We start from the raw sequence: 19,244 nt of genomic DNA on the forward strand, positions 1-19,244 counted from the left end.
CACAGTGGATAAGTTTAGTGTTTTTTAGTTATCCACATTTATTTTCTCCTCAAAAAAACCGGCACTCAATTGAGTAACCGGTCACTTGGAAGATATTACAACATACCGATGTGGTTCTTTCCCTTCAGAAGTTGTAATGATATTTTGATGATTAGATAATGCTTGGTGAATAATTTTCCGTTCAAAAGAAGGCATTGGTTCTAGAACAACTCTTTTTTTCGTACTCACTACTTGTTTTGCTAATCGATAGGAAAGAGATTCTAACGTATTTTTTCTTTTACTACGATAGTTTTCAGCATCCAGTGTAATACCAATATATTGCTTTGTATTACGGTTCGCAACAAGTTTTGTTAAATACTGTAAAGAATTCAACGTATTCCCTCTTTTACCAATTAAAACACCAATATTTTCACCAGAAATTGTAAATTCAACTTCGCGTCCTTTTACAATTTTTCTAATCTCAACTTCCACACCCATATTTTGAATAACATTTTTTAAATATTCTTCACATTCTTGGATTGGATCTTTTTTCAATACAACTTCTACAACAGCGGGGCGATTCCCAAATAAACCTAGGAACCCCCTCTTACCCTCATCGATAATATTTATATCTACTCGATCTTTCGAAGCATTTAATTGTCTTAAAGCATCTTGTACTGCCAGCTCGACTGTTTGTCCTTTAGCAGTAATCATACTCACTTGCTTGATCCTCCTGCCTTACTAGCCTTAATTTCAGGCCCTTTGATCATATACATTTGAGCGATACCAAAGATATTACCAACTACCCAGTACAATGATAGTGCTGCTGGGAAGTTAATTGCAAAGACTAAAATCATAATTGGCATAAGCCAAATCATCATTGCCATTTGTGGATTTTGTCCAGCCGTTCCTGCCATTGCAAGCTTTTGCTGAATAAACGTCGTAATAGCTGCAACAATTGGAAGGATATAGAACGGATCCGCCTGTCCTAAATCGAACCATAAAAATGTATGTTCACTAATTGCTGTTGTTCTCATAATCGCATGATAAAACGCGAATAAAATAGGCATCTGAACAAATATTGGTAAACATCCTGCTAATGGGTTTACACCATTCTTTTGATATAACTGCATCATTTCTTGTTGTAGTTTTTGCTGTGTTGCTTGATCTTTAGAACTATATTTCTCTTTTAATTTCACCATTTCTGGTTGTAACGCCTGCATTGCTTTCGTACTCTTCGTTTGTTTAATCATTAATGGTAATAATGCAAAACGAATGATAAGAGTTGTAACAACGATTGCTAAACCGTAATTACTACCAAATAATTCTGCAAAATACGTGATTAACTGAGAAAGCGGGTATACGAAATATTCATTCCAAATCCCAGTGCTTTTCGGTGTAATCGGTTGATTTGTTTCACTACAGCCGGTAGCAATTGCCATTAGCATAATAACCATGGCTAATAAACCTATTTTCTTTTTCAAAGCCTGCTCCTCCTTGTTTCGGTATGTATATAGTGTAATTCATTTCCTTACGCTACTTTTTTATTCTTTTCATACCAGAGCGTTTAAAGACATGAATTAAGCTTTTCTTTAACTCTTCATATGTCATCTCTGCACAAGGCTTCCTTGCTATTATAACAAAATCTTTTCCAGAATCTATCTCATCTTTTAATTCTATAATCGATTGGCGAATCATACGCTTAATTCGATTACGCACTACTGCATTTCCTATTTTCTTACTAACAGAAAGACCAATGCGAAAATGCGGCTGTTTTTCTTTATCTAATTTGTATACAACAAACTGGCGATTGGCATTCGATTGTCCTTTTTGGAAAACAGCCTGGAATTCATCATTCTTTTTTATACGATTTTTTTTCTTCATATCATTTGACACTCCTGTATTTCATCAGCGGAAACTCATTATTATTAGAAAAAAAGACCACTGAACGATCAGTGGTCTACGCAGATAATACTTTTCTTCCTTTACGACGACGAGCTGCTAGCACTTTACGTCCGTTTGCTGTGCTCATACGGCTGCGGAAACCATGTACTTTGCTGCGCTTACGTTTATTTGGTTGGTAAGTTCTTTTCATTATATGACACCTCCCTGAGGAATATCTGTTAAAGACAGTCTAATAAATTATAGTAAATCAAATAGGAAAATGTCAATGGTTCTCGAAATTTTCATCAAATATTCATTTTTAACCTATTCACACACTTTTTCACAGTCCCTATATTCCCTTGTGGATAAATATATTTTCTCTTTTTTGTATCCACAAACTCTTTTTTTACTTTTACACAGTATATCGTGTTGTGGACAAGTTTATTCCACAAGGTATTGATTTTGTGGATAACTTTCTTAAATTCATTGCTATAGCTGCTTTTTTTTGATATTATAGTTGTGTTTTCACTTTGAATAAGTTTTCCACACCTTTATTTTATCCACAATTTGTGTATAACATGTGGATAGTTTAAATCACATGTGAGTAAATAGTTGTCCACATGTGTTATTTTGTCGAAAACTCTATCTCGGATACTAACGACGTTTTTATATTTTAAAATACGTTCCGTATAAATATGCATTAGAAATATTTACAGGTTGTACAATTGTTGCGCAACCTTATTCTTTTACCATCTTTGTAAAGGAGGGACACCTTTGGAAAATATCTCTGATTTATGGAATAGTGCCTTAAAAGAATTAGAAAAAAAGGTAAGCAAGCCAAGTTATGAAACATGGTTAAAATCAACAACTGCTCATAACTTAAAAAAAGATGTATTAACTATTACAGCTCCAAATGAATTCGCTCGTGACTGGCTAGAATCTCATTATTCGGAACTAATCTCCGAAACACTTTATGATTTAACAGGGGCAAAACTAGCTATTCGTTTTATCATTCCCCAAAGTCAGGCAGAAGAGGATATAGATCTCCCCTCTGTTAAGCAAAAACACGCACATGATGAGTCTAATCACTTACCACAGAGTATGTTAAACCCAAAATATACATTTGATACATTTGTTATTGGCTCTGGTAATCGTTTTGCACATGCTGCTTCTTTAGCTGTAGCTGAAGCACCAGCTAAAGCCTATAATCCGCTCTTTATTTACGGGGGCGTTGGACTTGGAAAAACACATTTAATGCACGCAATTGGGCATTATGTAATTGAACACAACCCAAATGCAAAAGTTGTATATTTATCATCTGAAAAATTCACAAATGAATTTATTAATTCAATTCGTGATAATAAAGCTGTCGATTTTCGCAATAAATATCGTAATGTAGATGTCTTATTGATAGATGATATTCAATTTCTTGCTGGAAAAGAACAAACACAGGAAGAGTTCTTCCATACATTTAATGCGTTACATGAAGAAAGTAAACAAATTGTGATTTCAAGCGATAGACCACCAAAAGAAATCCCAACTTTAGAAGATCGCCTTCGTTCTCGCTTTGAATGGGGGTTAATTACGGACATTACGCCACCAGATTTAGAAACTAGAATCGCAATTTTACGTAAAAAAGCAAAAGCAGAAGGTCTTGATATACCAAATGAAGTTATGCTTTATATCGCAAATCAAATCGATTCAAATATTCGTGAACTAGAGGGTGCACTTATTCGAGTTGTAGCTTATTCATCTTTAATTAATAAAGATATGAATGCTGATTTAGCGGCTGAAGCGCTTAAAAATATTATTCCAAACTCTATACCTAGAATTATTTCTATTTCTGATATTCAAAAGGCTGTTGGGGGCGTCTATCAAGTAAAATTAGAAGATTTCAAAGCAAAAAAACGGACAAAATCCGTTGCATTCCCTCGCCAAATTGCGATGTATTTATCACGTGAACTTACGGACTCATCTTTGCCAAAAATAGGTGAAGAATTTGGTGGCCGCGATCATACAACAGTAATCCATGCTCACGAAAAAATTTCGAAGCTATTAAAAACGGATACTCAATTACAAAAACACGTTGAAGAAGTTAAGGATATTTTAAAATAGTAGTAGCAGAATAGTGTGAATAACTTAGCTTATTTTACGCACAGTCTATCCACATGTAGATAGACTGTTTTTACATCTTTAAACAGGGTTATCCACATATCCACAAGCCCTATTACTATTACTACTACTTTTTTATCTTTATTAAATAAATAAAATCTTATACTTACCGGAGGTTTTTCGTTATGCGTTTTACAATACAAAAAGACTATCTTGTAAGAAGTGTACAAGATGTAATGAAGGCAGTTTCTTCTCGTACAACAATTCCAATTCTTACAGGGATTAAAGTTGTAGCAACTGAAGAAGGAGTTACTTTAACAGGTAGTGATGCAGACATCTCTATCGAATCATTTATCCCAGTCGAAGATGCTGGAAAAGAAATTGTGAAAATTGAACAATCAGGAAGTATTATTTTACAAGCAAAATATTTTAGTGAGATCGTAAAAAAATTACCTAAAGAAACTGTCGAAATTTCTGTGGAAAATCATTTTATGACAAAAATAAAATCTGGAAAATCAGAGTTCAACTTAAATGGTTTAGATGCTGCTGAATATCCGTTATTACCACAAATCGAAGAACATCATGTATTTAAGATTCCAACAGATTTACTAAAGCACATGATTCGTCAAACAGTATTTGCAGTTTCAAGTTCTGAAACAAGACCGATCTTGACAGGTGTAAACTGGAAGGTATATAACAGCGAGCTAACTTGTATTGCAACAGATAGTCACAGACTAGCACTTCGTAAAGCAAAAATCGAAGGGTATAATATTGCCGATGAATTTCAAGCGAATGTCGTTATTCCTGGTAAGAGCTTAAGTGAATTAAGTAAAATTCTAGATGAATCTGAAGAAATGGTAGATATCGTTATTACGGAGTATCAAGTATTATTCCGTACAAAACATTTATTATTCTTCTCAAGATTATTAGAAGGAAATTATCCAGATACAACGCGTTTAATTCCAGCTGAAAGTAAAACTGATATATTTGTAAATACAAAAGAATTTTTACAAGCGATTGATCGTGCGTCATTGTTAGCAAGAGATGGTCGTAACAACGTTGTTAAATTATCGACATTAGAACAACAGATGTTAGAGATTTCTTCGAATGCACCAGAAATCGGAAAAGTAGTAGAAGAGGTTCAATGTGAAAATGTAGATGGAGAAGAATTAAAAATATCTTTTAGTGCAAAATATATGATGGACGCATTGAAGGCTTTAGACAGTACAGAAATTAAAGTTAGTTTTACTGGAGCGATGAGACCGTTTTTAATTCGCACAGTAAATGATGATTCCATTATCCAATTAATTTTACCAGTCCGTACTTACTAAGTAAGGATTAAGGGTTGCTAGTGTAAAGGTACTAGTGACCCTTATTTGATTTGTGGGGTATTACTTTCCTAATGCTAGTTTATTTAGTACAATGAAAGAATGAACACTTTCAGAAAGTGAGCGATTTTATGAAACTTATTAAGATTTCAACAGAATACATTACACTAGGACAATTTTTAAAGTTAGCTGATGTAATTGATACAGGTGGCGCTGTGAAATGGTTCTTACAAGAATATGAAGTATACGTGAATCAAGAACTTGAAAATAGAAGAGGCCGAAAGTTATATGCAAATGATATTGTTGAAATTCCGGGAAGCGGAACTTTCCAAGTTCAGGCATAAAGGGGGATCCCTTTGTTTATTACAGAAATACAATTAAAAAACTATCGCAATTATGAGCATTTAGAGCTTTCCTTTGAGGATAAAGTCAATGTAATTATTGGTGAAAATGCGCAAGGGAAAACGAATCTGATGGAAGCTATTTATGTATTGGCGATGGCGAAATCTCATAGAACTTCGAACGATCGTGAACTCATTCGTTGGGATGAGGATTATGGTAATATAAAAGGTAGATTACAAAGGCGAAATAGTTCAGTATCCTTAGAATTAAATATTTCAAAAAAAGGTAAAAAGGCAAAGTTAAATCAGTTAGAACAACAAAAATTGAGCCAGTATATTGGTGAAATGAATGTTGTTATGTTTGCCCCAGAAGATTTAAATCTTGTAAAAGGAAGCCCTCAAGTACGAAGACGCTTTTTGGATATGGAACTTGGACAAATAGCTCCGGTCTATTTGTATGAATTAAGTCAATATCAAAAGGTACTCACGCAACGAAATCATTTACTTAAGAAGATGCAAGGGAATAGTAAAAATGAGGAAACGATGTTGGATGTATTTACACTTCAACTTATTGAGCATGGTGCAAAAATTTTGCGAAAACGTTTTGAGTTTTTGCATTTACTACAAGAATGGGCTGCTCCAATTCATCGCGGAATTAGCAGGGGATTAGAGGAGTTAGAAATCGTTTATAAACCAAGTGTAGATGTATCAGAATCAATGGATTTGTCGAAAATAAAGGAAGTATACTATGAAAGTTTTCAATCTGTGAAACAACGTGAAATTTTTCGGGGTACAACTTTACTTGGTCCTCATCGTGATGATTTACAATTCTTCGTTAATAGTAAAAATGTTCAAGTCTTTGGTTCACAAGGACAACAACGAACAACCGCACTATCCCTAAAATTGGCTGAAATTGAATTGATATACTCAGAGGTTAAGGAATATCCAATTCTTTTACTAGATGATGTGTTATCAGAATTAGATGATTATCGTCAATCGCATCTGCTAAATACAATTCAAGGAAAAGTACAAACCTTTGTAACAACGACGAGTGTCGAGGGAATTGAACACGAAACATTAAAAGAAGCGAAAACAATTCATGTAACGAACGGCACGGTAGATTGTGAAATAGACAGAAAATAATTTCTGTTTAAATGGAAAAGTAGGTGATCTTTGTGTCAATGGAACAAAAGCAAATACAGGAAAATGCATATGATGAAAGTCAGATTCAGGTGTTAGAAGGACTGGAGGCAGTTCGAAAGCGTCCTGGTATGTATATCGGTTCTACAAGTGGAAAAGGTCTTCATCACCTCGTGTGGGAAATTGTTGATAACAGTATTGATGAAGCTTTAGCAGGATATTGTGATGAAATTAATGTCAGTATTGAAGAAGATAATAGTATTGTTGTAACAGATGATGGTCGTGGTATCCCTGTTGGTATACAAGAAAAAATGGGACGTCCTGCTGTAGAAGTTATTATGACGGTACTCCATGCCGGTGGTAAATTTGGCGGTGGTGGTTATAAAGTTTCTGGTGGTTTGCATGGTGTAGGTGCATCTGTTGTAAATGCTTTATCAACAGAATTAGAGGTATTTGTACATCGGGATGGAAAAATACACTATCAAAAATATGAACGTGGGATCCCGGCTGCGGATTTAAAAGTAATAGGTGAAACTGATCGTACAGGAACGATCACACGCTTTAAGCCAGATTCAGAAATTTTTACAGAGACGACAGAATACGAATTTGATACATTAGCGACTCGTATGCGTGAGTTGGCGTTTTTAAATCGTAATATTAAATTAACAATTGAAGATAAGCGTGAACATAAGCAAAAGAAAGAATTCCATTATGAAGGTGGAATTAAATCATATGTTGAACATTTAAATCGTTCAAAACAACCGATTCATGAAGAACCTGTATATGTTGACGGTTCAAAAGATGGGATTCAGGTTGAGGTTGCTCTTCAATATAACGAAGGCTATACAAATCATATTTATTCATTTACAAATAATATTCATACGTATGAAGGCGGTACACATGAGGTAGGTTTTAAGACTGCTCTAACACGTGTAATTAACGATTATGGTCGTAAAAATAATATTTTAAAAGATGCGGATAGTAATTTAACTGGTGAAGATGTTCGTGAAGGCTTAACAGCAATCGTGTCAATTAAGCATCCAAATCCACAATTTGAAGGACAAACAAAGACGAAACTTGGAAATAGTGAAGCGAGAACGATTACAGAGTCTGTATTCTCAGAGGCGTTTGAAAAGTTCTTACTAGAAAATCCCAATGTTGCACGTAAAATTATAGATAAAGGGACTATGGCAGCACGTGCACGTGTAGCGGCTAAAAAGGCTCGTGAACTAACGCGCCGAAAGAGTGCTCTAGAAGTTTCAAGTTTACCAGGGAAGCTAGCTGATTGTTCTTCTAAAGATCCAGCAATTAGCGAAATTTATATCGTGGAGGGTGACTCTGCGGGCGGATCTGCAAAACAAGGACGCGATCGTCATTTTCAAGCGATTTTACCACTGAAGGGTAAAATTATTAACGTTGAAAAGGCACGTTTAGATAAGATTTTATCAAATGATGAAGTTCGTACAATTATTACAGCAATTGGTACAAATATTGGTGGGGATTTTGCTATTGAAAAAGCTCGCTATCATAAAGTTATTATTATGACAGATGCTGATGTTGATGGTGCACATATTCGTACCCTATTATTAACGTTCTTCTATCGTTATATGCGTCAAATCATTGAGTGTGGATATATATATATCGCACAGCCACCGTTGTTTAAAGTACAACAAGGTAAAAAAATTCAATATGCTTATAACAATAAAGAACTTGAAAAAATACTAGCTGAATTACCAGCTCAACCTAAGCCCGGGATTCAGCGTTATAAAGGTCTAGGGGAAATGAATCCAACTCAGCTGTGGGAGACGACAATGGACCCAGAAGTACGTTCGTTACTTCAAGTTTCCCTTCAAGATGCAATTGAAGCGGATGAAACATTTGAAATTTTGATGGGTGATAAAGTAGAGCCGCGTCGTAACTTTATCCAAGAAAATGCAAAATACGTGAAAAACCTTGATATTTAAGTGAGTAATGACAGGAATCTAAGTATTCCTGTCTTCTACATATAAATCAATGTATGTGTAACGGAAATGTAAGAGGAGGTGCTCGTTGATGTCAGACAATCAACAACAAGCACGAATTCGAGAAATTAATATTAGTCATGAAATGCGTACCTCATTTTTAGATTACGCAATGAGTGTTATCGTGTCTCGTGCATTACCAGATGTTCGTGATGGATTAAAACCAGTTCATCGTAGGGTTTTATATGCGATGAATGATTTAGGAATTACAGCTGATAAAGCATATAAGAAGTCGGCGCGTATTGTCGGCGAAGTAATTGGTAAGTATCACCCGCACGGTGATTCAGCTGTTTATGAAACAATGGTACGTATGGCACAAGATTTTAGTCAACGTTACATGCTTGTTGATGGACATGGTAATTTCGGTTCTGTTGATGGAGATTCAGCGGCAGCAATGCGTTATACAGAAGCAAGAATGTCTAAGATTTCTATGGAATTAATACGCGATATTACAAAGAATACAATTGATTATCAAGATAACTACGATGGTTCTGAAAGAGAGCCAGTTGTATTACCAGCGCGTTTCCCTAACTTATTAGTCAATGGTACGACGGGTATTGCGGTTGGTATGGCAACAAACATTCCACCGCATCAACTTGGAGAAGTAATTGATGGTGTGTTGGCATTAAGTCATAACCCTGATATCACTATCGCGGAATTAATGGAATATATTCCTGGGCCAGACTTCCCAACTTCAGGTTTAATCTTAGGGCGAAGTGGAATTCGAAGAGCTTACGAAACAGGTCGCGGTTCTATTATACTTCGTGCTAAAGTTGAAATTGAAGAGAAAGCAAATGGTAAACAAACTATTATCGTAACAGAACTACCTTATCAAGTTAATAAGGCGCGGTTAATTGAAAAGATCGCAGAACTAGTTCGTGATAAGAAAATTGAAGGTATTACAGATTTACGTGATGAATCAGATCGAAATGGTATGCGTATTGTTATGGAAGTACGTCGTGATGCCAATGCCAATGTACTATTAAATAATCTATATAAACATACAGCACTCCAAACAAGCTTCGGTATTAATATGTTGTCTCTTGTAAATGGAGAGCCACAAGTCCTAAATTTAAAACAAAATCTATATTATTATTTAGAGCATCAAAAGGTAGTAATTCGTAGACGTACTGCTTATGAATTAGAGAAAGCAGAAGCGCGTGCTCATATTTTAGAGGGATTACGAATTGCTTTAGATCATCTTGATGAAGTTATTACTTTAATCCGTAGTTCCAAAACAGCTGATATTGCAAAACAAGGTTTAATGGAACGTTTCGGCTTAAGTGAGAAACAAGCGCAAGCGATTTTAGATATGCGTTTGCAACGTTTAACCGGATTAGAACGCGAAAAAATCGAACAAGAATATCAAGACTTAATGAAGATAATTGCGGAGTTAAAAGCAATCTTAGCGGACGAAGAAAAAGTTCTTGAAATTATTCGCGAGGAATTAGCTGAAGTAAAAGATCGTTTTAATGATAAGAGAAGAACAGAAATTACAATTGGCGGTATGGAAGCTATAGAGGATGAAGATTTAATCCCAGAACAAAATATCGCAATTACACTTACTCATAATGGTTATATTAAGAGGTTACCGGCTTCTACGTACAAAACACAGAACCGTGGGGGACGTGGTGTACAAGGAATGGGTACGAATGATGATGACTTTGTTGAACATTTATTAACAACGTCTACTCATGATCATATTTTATTCTTCACAAACAAGGGTAAAGTATACCGTACAAAAGGATATGAAATTCCAGAGTATAGTCGTACAGCAAAAGGCATACCGATTATTAATCTATTAGGGGTAGATAAGGGTGAGTGGATCAACGCTATTATTCCAATTCGTGAATTTGGTGACGACCAGTTCTTATTCTTTACAACGAAACAAGGTATCTCTAAGAGAACGCCGCTCTCATCATTTGCAAATATACGTACGAACGGTTTAATTGCAATTTCGCTTCGTGAAGAAGATGAATTAATTTCTGTACGTTTAACATCTGGTGATAAAGATATTATTGTAGGGACAAGTAACGGTATGTTAATTCGCTTCAATGAACAGGATGTACGTTCTATGGGTCGTAATGCAGCTGGTGTAAAAGCTATTACACTAGGCGAAGAGGACCAAGTAGTAGGTATGGAAATTGTTGAAGAGGATACGAATGTCTTAATCGTAACGAAGAACGGGTATGGTAAGCGTACGCCGGTTGAAGAGTATCGACTACAGAGTCGTGGTGGTAAAGGTCTGAAGACTTGTAATATTACAGACAAGAACGGTAAATTAGTAGCAGTTAAGTCTGTAACAGGTGAAGAAGACGTTATGTTAATTACAGTAGCGGGTGTTATTATTCGTATGCCAGTTGATCAAATCTCTCAAATGGGACGTAATACACAAGGTGTTCGTCTAATTCGATTAGGGGATGAGCAGGAGGTAGCGACAGTAGCAAAAGCACAAAAGGATGAAGAAGAAGAAGAAATTAGCGAAGAGGTTTCTTCTGAAGAATAAGAGTGGGGATTTCTCCCCCTCTTATTTTTTTATAATAATACTTGCATAGCAATAGGGAAGTATATATAATAGGCAGAGTCAGCAAATGAGAGAAACAAGTTATCGAAAAAAACTTGTTGACGAAAATAATATACTATGATATATTATGAAAGTCGCTGAAACGCGATGTTGAACTTTGAAAACTAAACGAAACAAACAACGTGAAACGTCAATTTTTATTTTTAGATGCTAGACAAACTAACTTTATTGGAGAGTTTGATCCTGGCTCAGGATGAACGCTGGCGGCGTGCCTAATACATGCAAGTCGAGCGAATGGATTAAGAGCTTGCTCTTATGAAATTAGCGGCGGACGGGTGAGTAACACGTGGGTAACCTACCCATAAGACTGGGATAACTCCGGGAAACCGGGGCTAATACCGGATAATATTTTGAACTGCATAGTTCGAAATTGAAAGGCGGCTTCGGCTGTCACTTATGGATGGACCCGCGTCGCATTAGCTAGTTGGTGAGGTAACGGCTCACCAAGGCAACGATGCGTAGCCGACCTGAGAGGGTGATCGGCCACACTGGGACTGAGACACGGCCCAGACTCCTACGGGAGGCAGCAGTAGGGAATCTTCCGCAATGGACGAAAGTCTGACGGAGCAACGCCGCGTGAGTGATGAAGGCTTTCGGGTCGTAAAACTCTGTTGTTAGGGAAGAACAAGTGCTAGTTGAATAAGCTGGCACCTTGACGGTACCTAACCAGAAAGCCACGGCTAACTACGTGCCAGCAGCCGCGGTAATACGTAGGTGGCAAGCGTTATCCGGAATTATTGGGCGTAAAGCGCGCGCAGGTGGTTTCTTAAGTCTGATGTGAAAGCCCACGGCTCAACCGTGGAGGGTCATTGGAAACTGGGAGACTTGAGTGCAGAAGAGGAAAGTGGAATTCCATGTGTAGCGGTGAAATGCGTAGAGATATGGAGGAACACCAGTGGCGAAGGCGACTTTCTGGTCTGTAACTGACACTGAGGCGCGAAAGCGTGGGGAGCAAACAGGATTAGATACCCTGGTAGTCCACGCCGTAAACGATGAGTGCTAAGTGTTAGAGGGTTTCCGCCCTTTAGTGCTGAAGTTAACGCATTAAGCACTCCGCCTGGGGAGTACGGCCGCAAGGCTGAAACTCAAAGGAATTGACGGGGGCCCGCACAAGCGGTGGAGCATGTGGTTTAATTCGAAGCAACGCGAAGAACCTTACCAGGTCTTGACATCCTCTGAAAACTCTAGAGATAGAGCTTCTCCTTCGGGAGCAGAGTGACAGGTGGTGCATGGTTGTCGTCAGCTCGTGTCGTGAGATGTTGGGTTAAGTCCCGCAACGAGCGCAACCCTTGATCTTAGTTGCCATCATTAAGTTGGGCACTCTAAGGTGACTGCCGGTGACAAACCGGAGGAAGGTGGGGATGACGTCAAATCATCATGCCCCTTATGACCTGGGCTACACACGTGCTACAATGGACGGTACAAAGAGCTGCAAGACCGCGAGGTGGAGCTAATCTCATAAAACCGTTCTCAGTTCGGATTGTAGGCTGCAACTCGCCTACATGAAGCTGGAATCGCTAGTAATCGCGGATCAGCATGCCGCGGTGAATACGTTCCCGGGCCTTGTACACACCGCCCGTCACACCACGAGAGTTTGTAACACCCGAAGTCGGTGGGGTAACCTTTATGGAGCCAGCCGCCTAAGGTGGGACAGATGATTGGGGTGAAGTCGTAACAAGGTAGCCGTATCGGAAGGTGCGGCTGGATCACCTCCTTTCTATGGAGAATTGATGAACGCAGTTCATCAATATAAGTTTCCGTGTTTCGTTTTCGTTTAGTTTTGAGAGTTCAATATAAGTATTGACTCTTAAATAGGAATATGATATAAATAAATTCCGCAATTTGTATGGGCCTATAGCTCAGCTGGTTAGAGCGCACGCCTGATAAGCGTGAGGTCGATGGTTCGAGTCCATTTAGGCCCACCATACATTTTACGGGGCCTTAGCTCAGCTGGGAGAGCGCCTGCCTTGCACGCAGGAGGTCAGCGGTTCGATCCCGCTAGGCTCCACCAAAAAGCTATTTTATATAGCAAATGGTATGTTCTTTGAAAACTAGATAACAGTGTAGCTCATATTTTTTAATTTTAGTTTGGTTAAGTTAGAAAGGGCGCACGGTGGATGCCTTGACACTAGGATTCGATGAAGGACGGGACTAACGCCGATATGCTTCGGGGAGCTGTAAGTAAGCTTTGATCCGAAGATTTCCGAATGGGGAAACCCACTATACGTAATGGTATGGTATCCTTACCTGAATACATAGGGTATGGAAGACAGACCCAGGGAACTGAAACATCTAAGTACCTGGAGGAAGAGAAAGCAAATGCGATTTCCTGAGTAGCGGCGAGCGAAACGGAATCTAGCCCAAACCAAGAGGCTTGCCTCTTGGGGTTGTAGGACATTCTATACGGAGTTACAAAGGAACGAGGTAGACGAAGCGACCTGGAAAGGTCCGTCACAGAGGGTAATAACCCCGTAGTCGAAACTTCGTTCTCTCTTGAATGTATCCTGAGTACGGCGGAACACGTGAAATTCCGTCGGAATCTGGGAGGACCATCTCCCAAGGCTAAATACTCCCTAGTGATCGATAGTGAACCAGTACCGTGAGGGAAAGGTGAAAAGCACCCCGGAAGGGGAGTGAAAGAGATCCTGAAACCGTGTGCCTACAAATAGTCAGAGCCCGTTAATGGGTGATGGCGTGCCTTTTGTAGAATGAACCGGCGAGTTACGATCCCGTGCGAGGTTAAGCTGAAGAGGCGGAGCCGCAGCGAAAGCGAGTCTGAATAGGGCGTTTAGTACGTGGTCGTAGACCCGAAACCAGGTGATCTACCCATGTCCAGGGTGAAGTTCAGGTAACACTGAATGGAGGCCCGAACCCACGCACGTTGAAAAGTGCGGGGATGAGGTGTGGGTAGCGGAGAAATTCCAATCGAACCTGGAGATAGCTGGTTCTCCCCGAAATAGCTTTAGGGCTAGCCTTAAGTGTAAGAGTCTTGGAGGTAGAGCACTGATTGAACTAGGGGTCCTCATCGGATTACCGAATTCAGTCAAACTCCGAATGCCAATGACTTATCCTTAGGAGTCAGACTGCGAGTGATAAGATCCGTAGTCAAGAGGGAAACAGCCCAGATCGCCAGCTAAGGTCCCAAAGTGTGTATTAAGTGGAAAAGGATGTGGAGTTGCTTAGACAACTAGGATGTTGGCTCAGAAGCAGCCACCATTTAAAGAGTGCGTAATAGCTCACTAGTCGAGTGACTCTGCGCCGAAAATGTACCGGGGCTAAATACACCACCGAAGCTGCGAATTGATACCAATGGTATCAGTGGTAGGGGAGCGTTCTAAGTGCAGTGAAGTCAGACCGGAAGGACTGGTGGAGCGCTTAGAAGTGAGAATGCCGGTATGAGTAGCGAAAGACGGGTGAGAATCCCGTCCACCGAATGCCTAAGGTTTCCTGAGGAAGGCTCGTCCGCTCAGGGTTAGTCAGGACCTAAGCCGAGGCCGACAGGCGTAGGCGATGGACAACAGGTTGATATTCCTGTACCACCTCTTTATCGTTTGAGCAATGGAGGGACGCAGAAGGATAGAAGAAGCGTGCGATTGGTTGTGCACGTCCAAGCAGTTAGGCTGATAAGTAGGCAAATCCGCTTATCGTGAAGGCTGAGCTGTGATGGGGAAGCTCCTTATGGAGCGAAGTCTTTGATTCCCCGCTGCCAAGAAAAGCTTCTAGCGAGATAAAAGGTGCCTGTACCGCAAACCGACACAGGTAGGCGAGGAGAGAATCCTAAGGTGTGCGAGAGAACTCTGGTTAAGGAACTCGGCAAAATGACCCCGTAACTTCGGGAGAAGGGGTGCTTTCTTAACGGAAAGCCGCAGTGAATAGGCCCAAGCGACTGTTTAGCAAAAACACAGGTCTCTGCGAAGCCGTAAGGCGAAGTATAGGGGCTGACACCTGCCCGGTGCTGGAAGGTTAAGGAGAGGGGTTAGCGTAAGCGAAGCTCTGAACTGAAGCCCCAGTAAACGGCGGCCGTAACTATAACGGTCCTAAGGTAGCGAAATTCCTTGTCGGGTAAGTTCCGACCCGCACGAAAGGTGTAACGATTTGGGCACTGTCTCAACCAGAGACTCGGTGAAATTATAGTACCTGTGAAGATGCAGGTTACCCGCGACAGGACGGAAAGACCCCGTGGAGCTTTACTGTAGCCTGATATTGAATTTTGGTACAGTTTGTACAGGATAGGCGGGAGCCATTGAAACCGGAGCGCTAGCTTCGGTGGAGGCGCTGGTGGGATACCGCCCTGACTGTATTGAAATTCTAACCTACGGGTCTTATCGACCCGGGAGACAGTGTCAGGTGGGCAGTTTGACTGGGGCGGTCGCCTCCTAAAGTGTAACGGAGGCGCCCAAAGGTTCCCTCAGAATGGTTGGAAATCATTCGTAGAGTGCAAAGGCATAAGGGAGCTTGACTGCGAGACCTACAAGTCGAGCAGGGACGAAAGTCGGGCTTAGTGATCCGGTGGTTCCGCATGGAAGGGCCATCGCTCAACGGATAAAAGCTACCCCGGGGATAACAGGCTTATCTCCCCCAAGAGTCCACATCGACGGGGAGGTTTGGCACCTCGATGTCGGCTCATCGCATCCTGGGGCTGTAGTCGGTCCCAAGGGTTGGGCTGTTCGCCCATTAAAGCGGTACGCGAGCTGGGTTCAGAACGTCGTGAGACAGTTCGGTCCCTATCCGTCGTGGGCGCAGGAAATTTGAGAGGAGCTGTCCTTAGTACGAGAGGACCGGGATGGACGCACCGCTGGTGTACCAGTTGTTCTGCCAAGGGCATAGCTGGGTAGCTATGTGCGGAAGGGATAAGTGCTGAAAGCATCTAAGCATGAAGCCCCCCTCAAGATGAGATTTCCCATAGCGTAAGCTAGTAAGATCCCTGAAAGATGATCAGGTTGATAGGTTCGAGGTGGAAGCATGGTGACATGTGGAGCTGACGAATACTAATAGATCGAGGACTTAACCATATAATATGAAGCAAATGTTATCTAGTTTTGAAGGAATATACCTTCATAGTTTGGTGATGATGGCAGAGAGGTCACACCCGTTCCCATACCGAACACGGAAGTTAAGCTCTCTAGCGCCGATGGTAGTTGGGACCTTGTCCCTGTGAGAGTAGGACGTCGCCAAGCAAGATAAAAACACGAGTCATTTGACTCGTGTTTTTTTTATTTCCCATGAAATAGGTTGGATTCCGTTAGTAAAAATGCTGAAATATAGTAAGGGATTTTTTGAGCAGAAATATTGAGAAATTGATAAATAAACGGATAATCTTCAGATCCATAACTTCCAAGTAAGTCATACCACCAATCCGTTTCATACCTAGAAATCATACTTAAATTATAGAGTAATAAATAATGAACAAGAAGCTCAGGCAACACTGGCTTAGAGTTTCTAGGGTCAGTCGTAAGTGGTAAATAATAAGTGTCAGTAAGATGCTCGTAGTATAAAGGTGTACTATACATAGGATTCCATGATTGAATAGGTGCCGAAAAAAACAAATTTAATTCATTATTTTTCTCAGGTACGTGTTGTATTGATAAATGCTTACAAGTTGTTTCGATGTAACGAGAAAATCGCTCTTTAGTCATATGTAGTCGATCTAATATATTGACTGAAAAGGAGAGCTCATTTTTATTTGTTGAATCGATCTTATATAAAGTTGATACTTTTTGACTATAGCGCAACAAATTTTGTAATTCAGGAATATTCCCCATTAGCTCTAACATATTAAACTTCTCCGCTTCTAAGTGTTTCATGTGAAACAGTTGTTCTGCAACGTGAGTAAACAATCCGTTTTTCTGTATTTTCACCTCATCTTCTAAAAATTGATACCCCTGTTTTTTTCGTTTACGAGTCGTAACGCCGTGAGCTAAAACAGTAGTTGATTCTGGATAGTTAGGATCAATAGTTAACAAGCAAGCTTTAAACAGTTGGCTAATTCCATAAAATAACAACATTGGCTGAATCGAAAAGGGGGCCACCTTATATAATTCATAATAATTTTTCCCGTGTTCTAAGTAGTAAATAAAGGGATAACAGTTTTCAAAACTTTTTTTTTCAGCATCTTGTATGGAGGATTTTTCATAACAACGGGCAAGATAACGTTGTACATTTTGAGATGAAAAAAAGAAACTTAATTGCTGCCAAGTACAATGTGTTTGATGCATATATTACGCTCCTTTTATTGTCTAAAAATTCTAACATATATATACGTCCTTGACAGTATTTTAACCAATTGATAAGCTACTAATAATAATTTCTGGTATCATGGGGGGAACAATTATGTGGGAATCTAAATTTGTTAAAGAAGGTTTGACTTTTGATGATGTATTACTTGTACCAGCGAGGTCAGATATATTACCAAGAGAAGTAAGTGTTAAAACAGTTTTATCTGAAAGCTTACAGCTAAACATCCCGTTAATTAGTGCAGGAATGGATACAGTAACAGAAGCTGACATGGCTATTGCAATGGCTCGCCAAGGCGGTTTAGGAATTATTCATAAGAATATGTCTATTGAGCAACAAGCAGAGCAAGTTGATAAAGTAAAGCGCTCTGAAAGCGGCGTTATTTCAGATCCTTTCTTCTTAACTCCAGAACATCAAGTATATGATGCAGAACATCTTATGGGAAAATATCGTATCTCAGGTGTACCAGTTGTAAATAATTTAGATGAGCGAAAATTAGTTGGTATTATTACAAACCGTGATATGCGTTTCATCCAAGACTACTCAATCAAAATTTCTGACGTAATGACAAAAGAACAGTTAATTACAGCTCCAGTTGGTACTACACTGGAAGAAGCTGAAAAAATCCTACAAAAGTATAAAATTGAAAAGCTCCCTCTTGTTGATAATAACGGCGTATTACAAGGGCTTATTACAATAAAAGATATTGAAAAAGTAATTGAATTCCCAAACTCTGCTAAAGATAAGCAAGGACGCTTATTAGTTGGAGCAGCTGTTGGTGTAACGGCTGATGCTATGCTTCGTATCGATGCATTAGTAAAAGCTAGTGTAGATGCAATTGTACTTGATACAGCTCATGGGCATTCTAAAGGTGTTATTGAAAAAGTAAAAGAAGTTCGTGCGAAATATCCAGCACTAAATATTATCGCTGGAAATGTTGCTACAGCTGAAGCAACGAAAGCATTAATTGAGGCTGGTGCAAACGTAGTTAAAGTTGGTATTGGACCAGGTTCTATTTGTACAACGCGTGTTGTAGCTGGTGTTGGTGTACCACAATTAACAGCAGTTTATGATTGTGCAACAGAAGCTCGTAAACACGGTATTCCAGTTATTGCTGATGGCGGTGTTAAGTACTCTGGTGATATGGTTAAAGCTTTAGCAGCAGGAGCACACGTTGTTATGCTAGGTAGTATGTTTGCTGGTGTTGCTGAAAGCCCTGGAGAAACTGAAATTTACCAAGGTCGCCAATTTAAAGTATATCGTGGTATGGGTTCTGTTGGAGCGATGGAAAAAGGAAGTAAAGATCGTTACTTCCAAGAAGGAAACAAAAAACTTGTTCCTGAAGGTATTGAAGGACGCGTACCATATAAAGGACCTTTAGCAGATACAGTTCATCAATTAGTTGGTGGATTACGTGCAGGTATGGGATATTGCGGAGCGCAGAATTTAGAATTCTTACGTGAGAATGCACAGTTCATTCGTATGTCAGGTGCAGGTTTACGTGAAAGCCATCCTCATCACGTACAGATTACAAAAGAGGCTCCAAACTACTCATTGTAATGTCTTATATACAAATAGACAGAGATTTGATATCTCTGTCTATTTTTTTTTGATTATGTTA

The 19,244-nt window shown here is 39.5% G+C and carries 12 protein-coding genes, 2 tRNA genes and 3 rRNA genes; 12 read left to right on the top strand and 5 right to left on the bottom strand.

Annotation, left to right across the window (positions count from 1 at the left end):
* Positions 1-81: 81 nt before the first annotated feature.
* The 4 genes from jag to rpmH all read right to left on the bottom strand — a co-directional run bounded on the left by jag (position 82) and on the right by rpmH (position 2,074).
* Positions 82-699: an RNA-binding cell elongation regulator Jag/EloR gene (gene jag / locus JFU23_RS15540; protein ID WP_002166368.1), complete on the bottom strand. Its 618-nt coding sequence runs from the start codon at positions 697-699 to the stop codon at positions 82-84.
* Positions 696-1,463, bottom strand: a complete 768-nt coding sequence (gene spoIIIJ, locus JFU23_RS15545; protein ID WP_002089960.1) for a YidC family membrane integrase SpoIIIJ — start codon at positions 1,461-1,463, stop codon at positions 696-698. Before spoIIIJ ends, jag begins: the two co-directional genes overlap by 4 nt.
* Before the next feature lie 52 nt (positions 1,464-1,515).
* Positions 1,516-1,863 carry a ribonuclease P protein component gene (rnpA, locus tag JFU23_RS15550; protein WP_002089963.1) on the bottom strand — a complete coding sequence of 116 codons (348 nt, stop codon included), beginning with the start codon at positions 1,861-1,863 and terminating at the stop codon, positions 1,516-1,518.
* Between the two features lie 76 nt (positions 1,864-1,939).
* Entirely contained in the window at positions 1,940-2,074 is a 135-nt protein-coding gene (gene rpmH, locus JFU23_RS15555) for a 50S ribosomal protein L34 (RefSeq protein ID WP_000831901.1), read from the bottom strand.
* A gap of 563 nt (positions 2,075-2,637) precedes the next feature.
* On the opposite strand from rpmH, the gene dnaA reads away from it, so the two are divergent.
* The 11 genes from dnaA to rrf all read left to right on the top strand — a co-directional run bounded on the left by dnaA (position 2,638) and on the right by rrf (position 16,566).
* Entirely contained in the window at positions 2,638-3,978 is a 1,341-nt protein-coding gene (dnaA, locus tag JFU23_RS15560) for a chromosomal replication initiator protein DnaA (protein WP_002016481.1), read from the top strand.
* A gap of 182 nt (positions 3,979-4,160) precedes the next feature.
* Positions 4,161-5,306 carry a DNA polymerase III subunit beta gene (gene dnaN / locus JFU23_RS15565; RefSeq protein ID WP_201032234.1) on the top strand — a complete coding sequence of 382 codons (1,146 nt, stop codon included), beginning with the start codon at positions 4,161-4,163 and terminating at the stop codon, positions 5,304-5,306.
* A gap of 128 nt (positions 5,307-5,434) precedes the next feature.
* Positions 5,435-5,647, top strand: a complete 213-nt coding sequence (gene yaaA, locus JFU23_RS15570) for a S4 domain-containing protein YaaA (protein ID WP_002016484.1) — start codon at positions 5,435-5,437, stop codon at positions 5,645-5,647.
* A gap of 12 nt (positions 5,648-5,659) precedes the next feature.
* Positions 5,660-6,787: a DNA replication/repair protein RecF gene (gene recF / locus JFU23_RS15575; protein WP_002016486.1), complete on the top strand. Its 1,128-nt coding sequence runs from the start codon at positions 5,660-5,662 to the stop codon at positions 6,785-6,787.
* 38 nt (positions 6,788-6,825) lie between these two features.
* Entirely contained in the window at positions 6,826-8,748 is a 1,923-nt protein-coding gene (gene gyrB, locus JFU23_RS15580; RefSeq protein ID WP_044438325.1) for a DNA topoisomerase (ATP-hydrolyzing) subunit B, read from the top strand.
* Positions 8,749-8,836: 88 nt separating this feature from the next.
* Positions 8,837-11,311, top strand: coding sequence for a DNA gyrase subunit A (gene gyrA, locus JFU23_RS15585; protein ID WP_201032235.1), 2,475 nt, complete (start codon positions 8,837-8,839; stop codon positions 11,309-11,311).
* A gap of 243 nt (positions 11,312-11,554) precedes the next feature.
* Positions 11,555-13,106, top strand: a 16S ribosomal RNA gene (locus JFU23_RS15590).
* Positions 13,107-13,237: 131 nt separating this feature from the next.
* Positions 13,238-13,314 (top strand) — tRNA-Ile (locus tag JFU23_RS15595).
* Positions 13,315-13,324: 10 nt separating this feature from the next.
* Positions 13,325-13,400: transfer RNA gene (locus JFU23_RS15600), tRNA-Ala, on the top strand.
* 79 nt (positions 13,401-13,479) lie between these two features.
* A 23S ribosomal RNA gene (locus JFU23_RS15605) occupies positions 13,480-16,401 on the top strand.
* Between the two features lie 49 nt (positions 16,402-16,450).
* Positions 16,451-16,566 (top strand): 5S ribosomal RNA (rrf, locus tag JFU23_RS15610).
* The 16S, 23S and 5S rRNA genes sit together here with 2 tRNA genes alongside, the layout of an rRNA operon.
* A 36-nt stretch (positions 16,567-16,602) precedes the next feature.
* On the opposite strand, the gene JFU23_RS15615 is transcribed toward rrf, so the two are convergent.
* A complete protein-coding gene (locus JFU23_RS15615) occupies positions 16,603-17,604 on the bottom strand; it encodes a YaaC family protein (protein WP_002009610.1) in 1,002 nt (333 codons plus the stop codon).
* A 115-nt stretch (positions 17,605-17,719) separates the two neighbouring features.
* Here JFU23_RS15615 and guaB point away from each other — a divergent pair, with 115 nt between their 5' ends.
* On the top strand, positions 17,720-19,183 hold the full coding sequence (gene guaB, locus JFU23_RS15620; protein ID WP_002107266.1) for an IMP dehydrogenase: 1,464 nt from the start codon (positions 17,720-17,722) through the stop codon (positions 19,181-19,183).
* The last annotated feature ends 61 nt before the right edge of the window (positions 19,184-19,244 follow it).

The sequence above is a fragment of the Bacillus sp. TH50 genome, assembly GCF_016650565.1.
Taxonomy (GTDB): domain Bacteria; phylum Bacillota; class Bacilli; order Bacillales; family Bacillaceae_G; genus Bacillus_A; species Bacillus_A mycoides.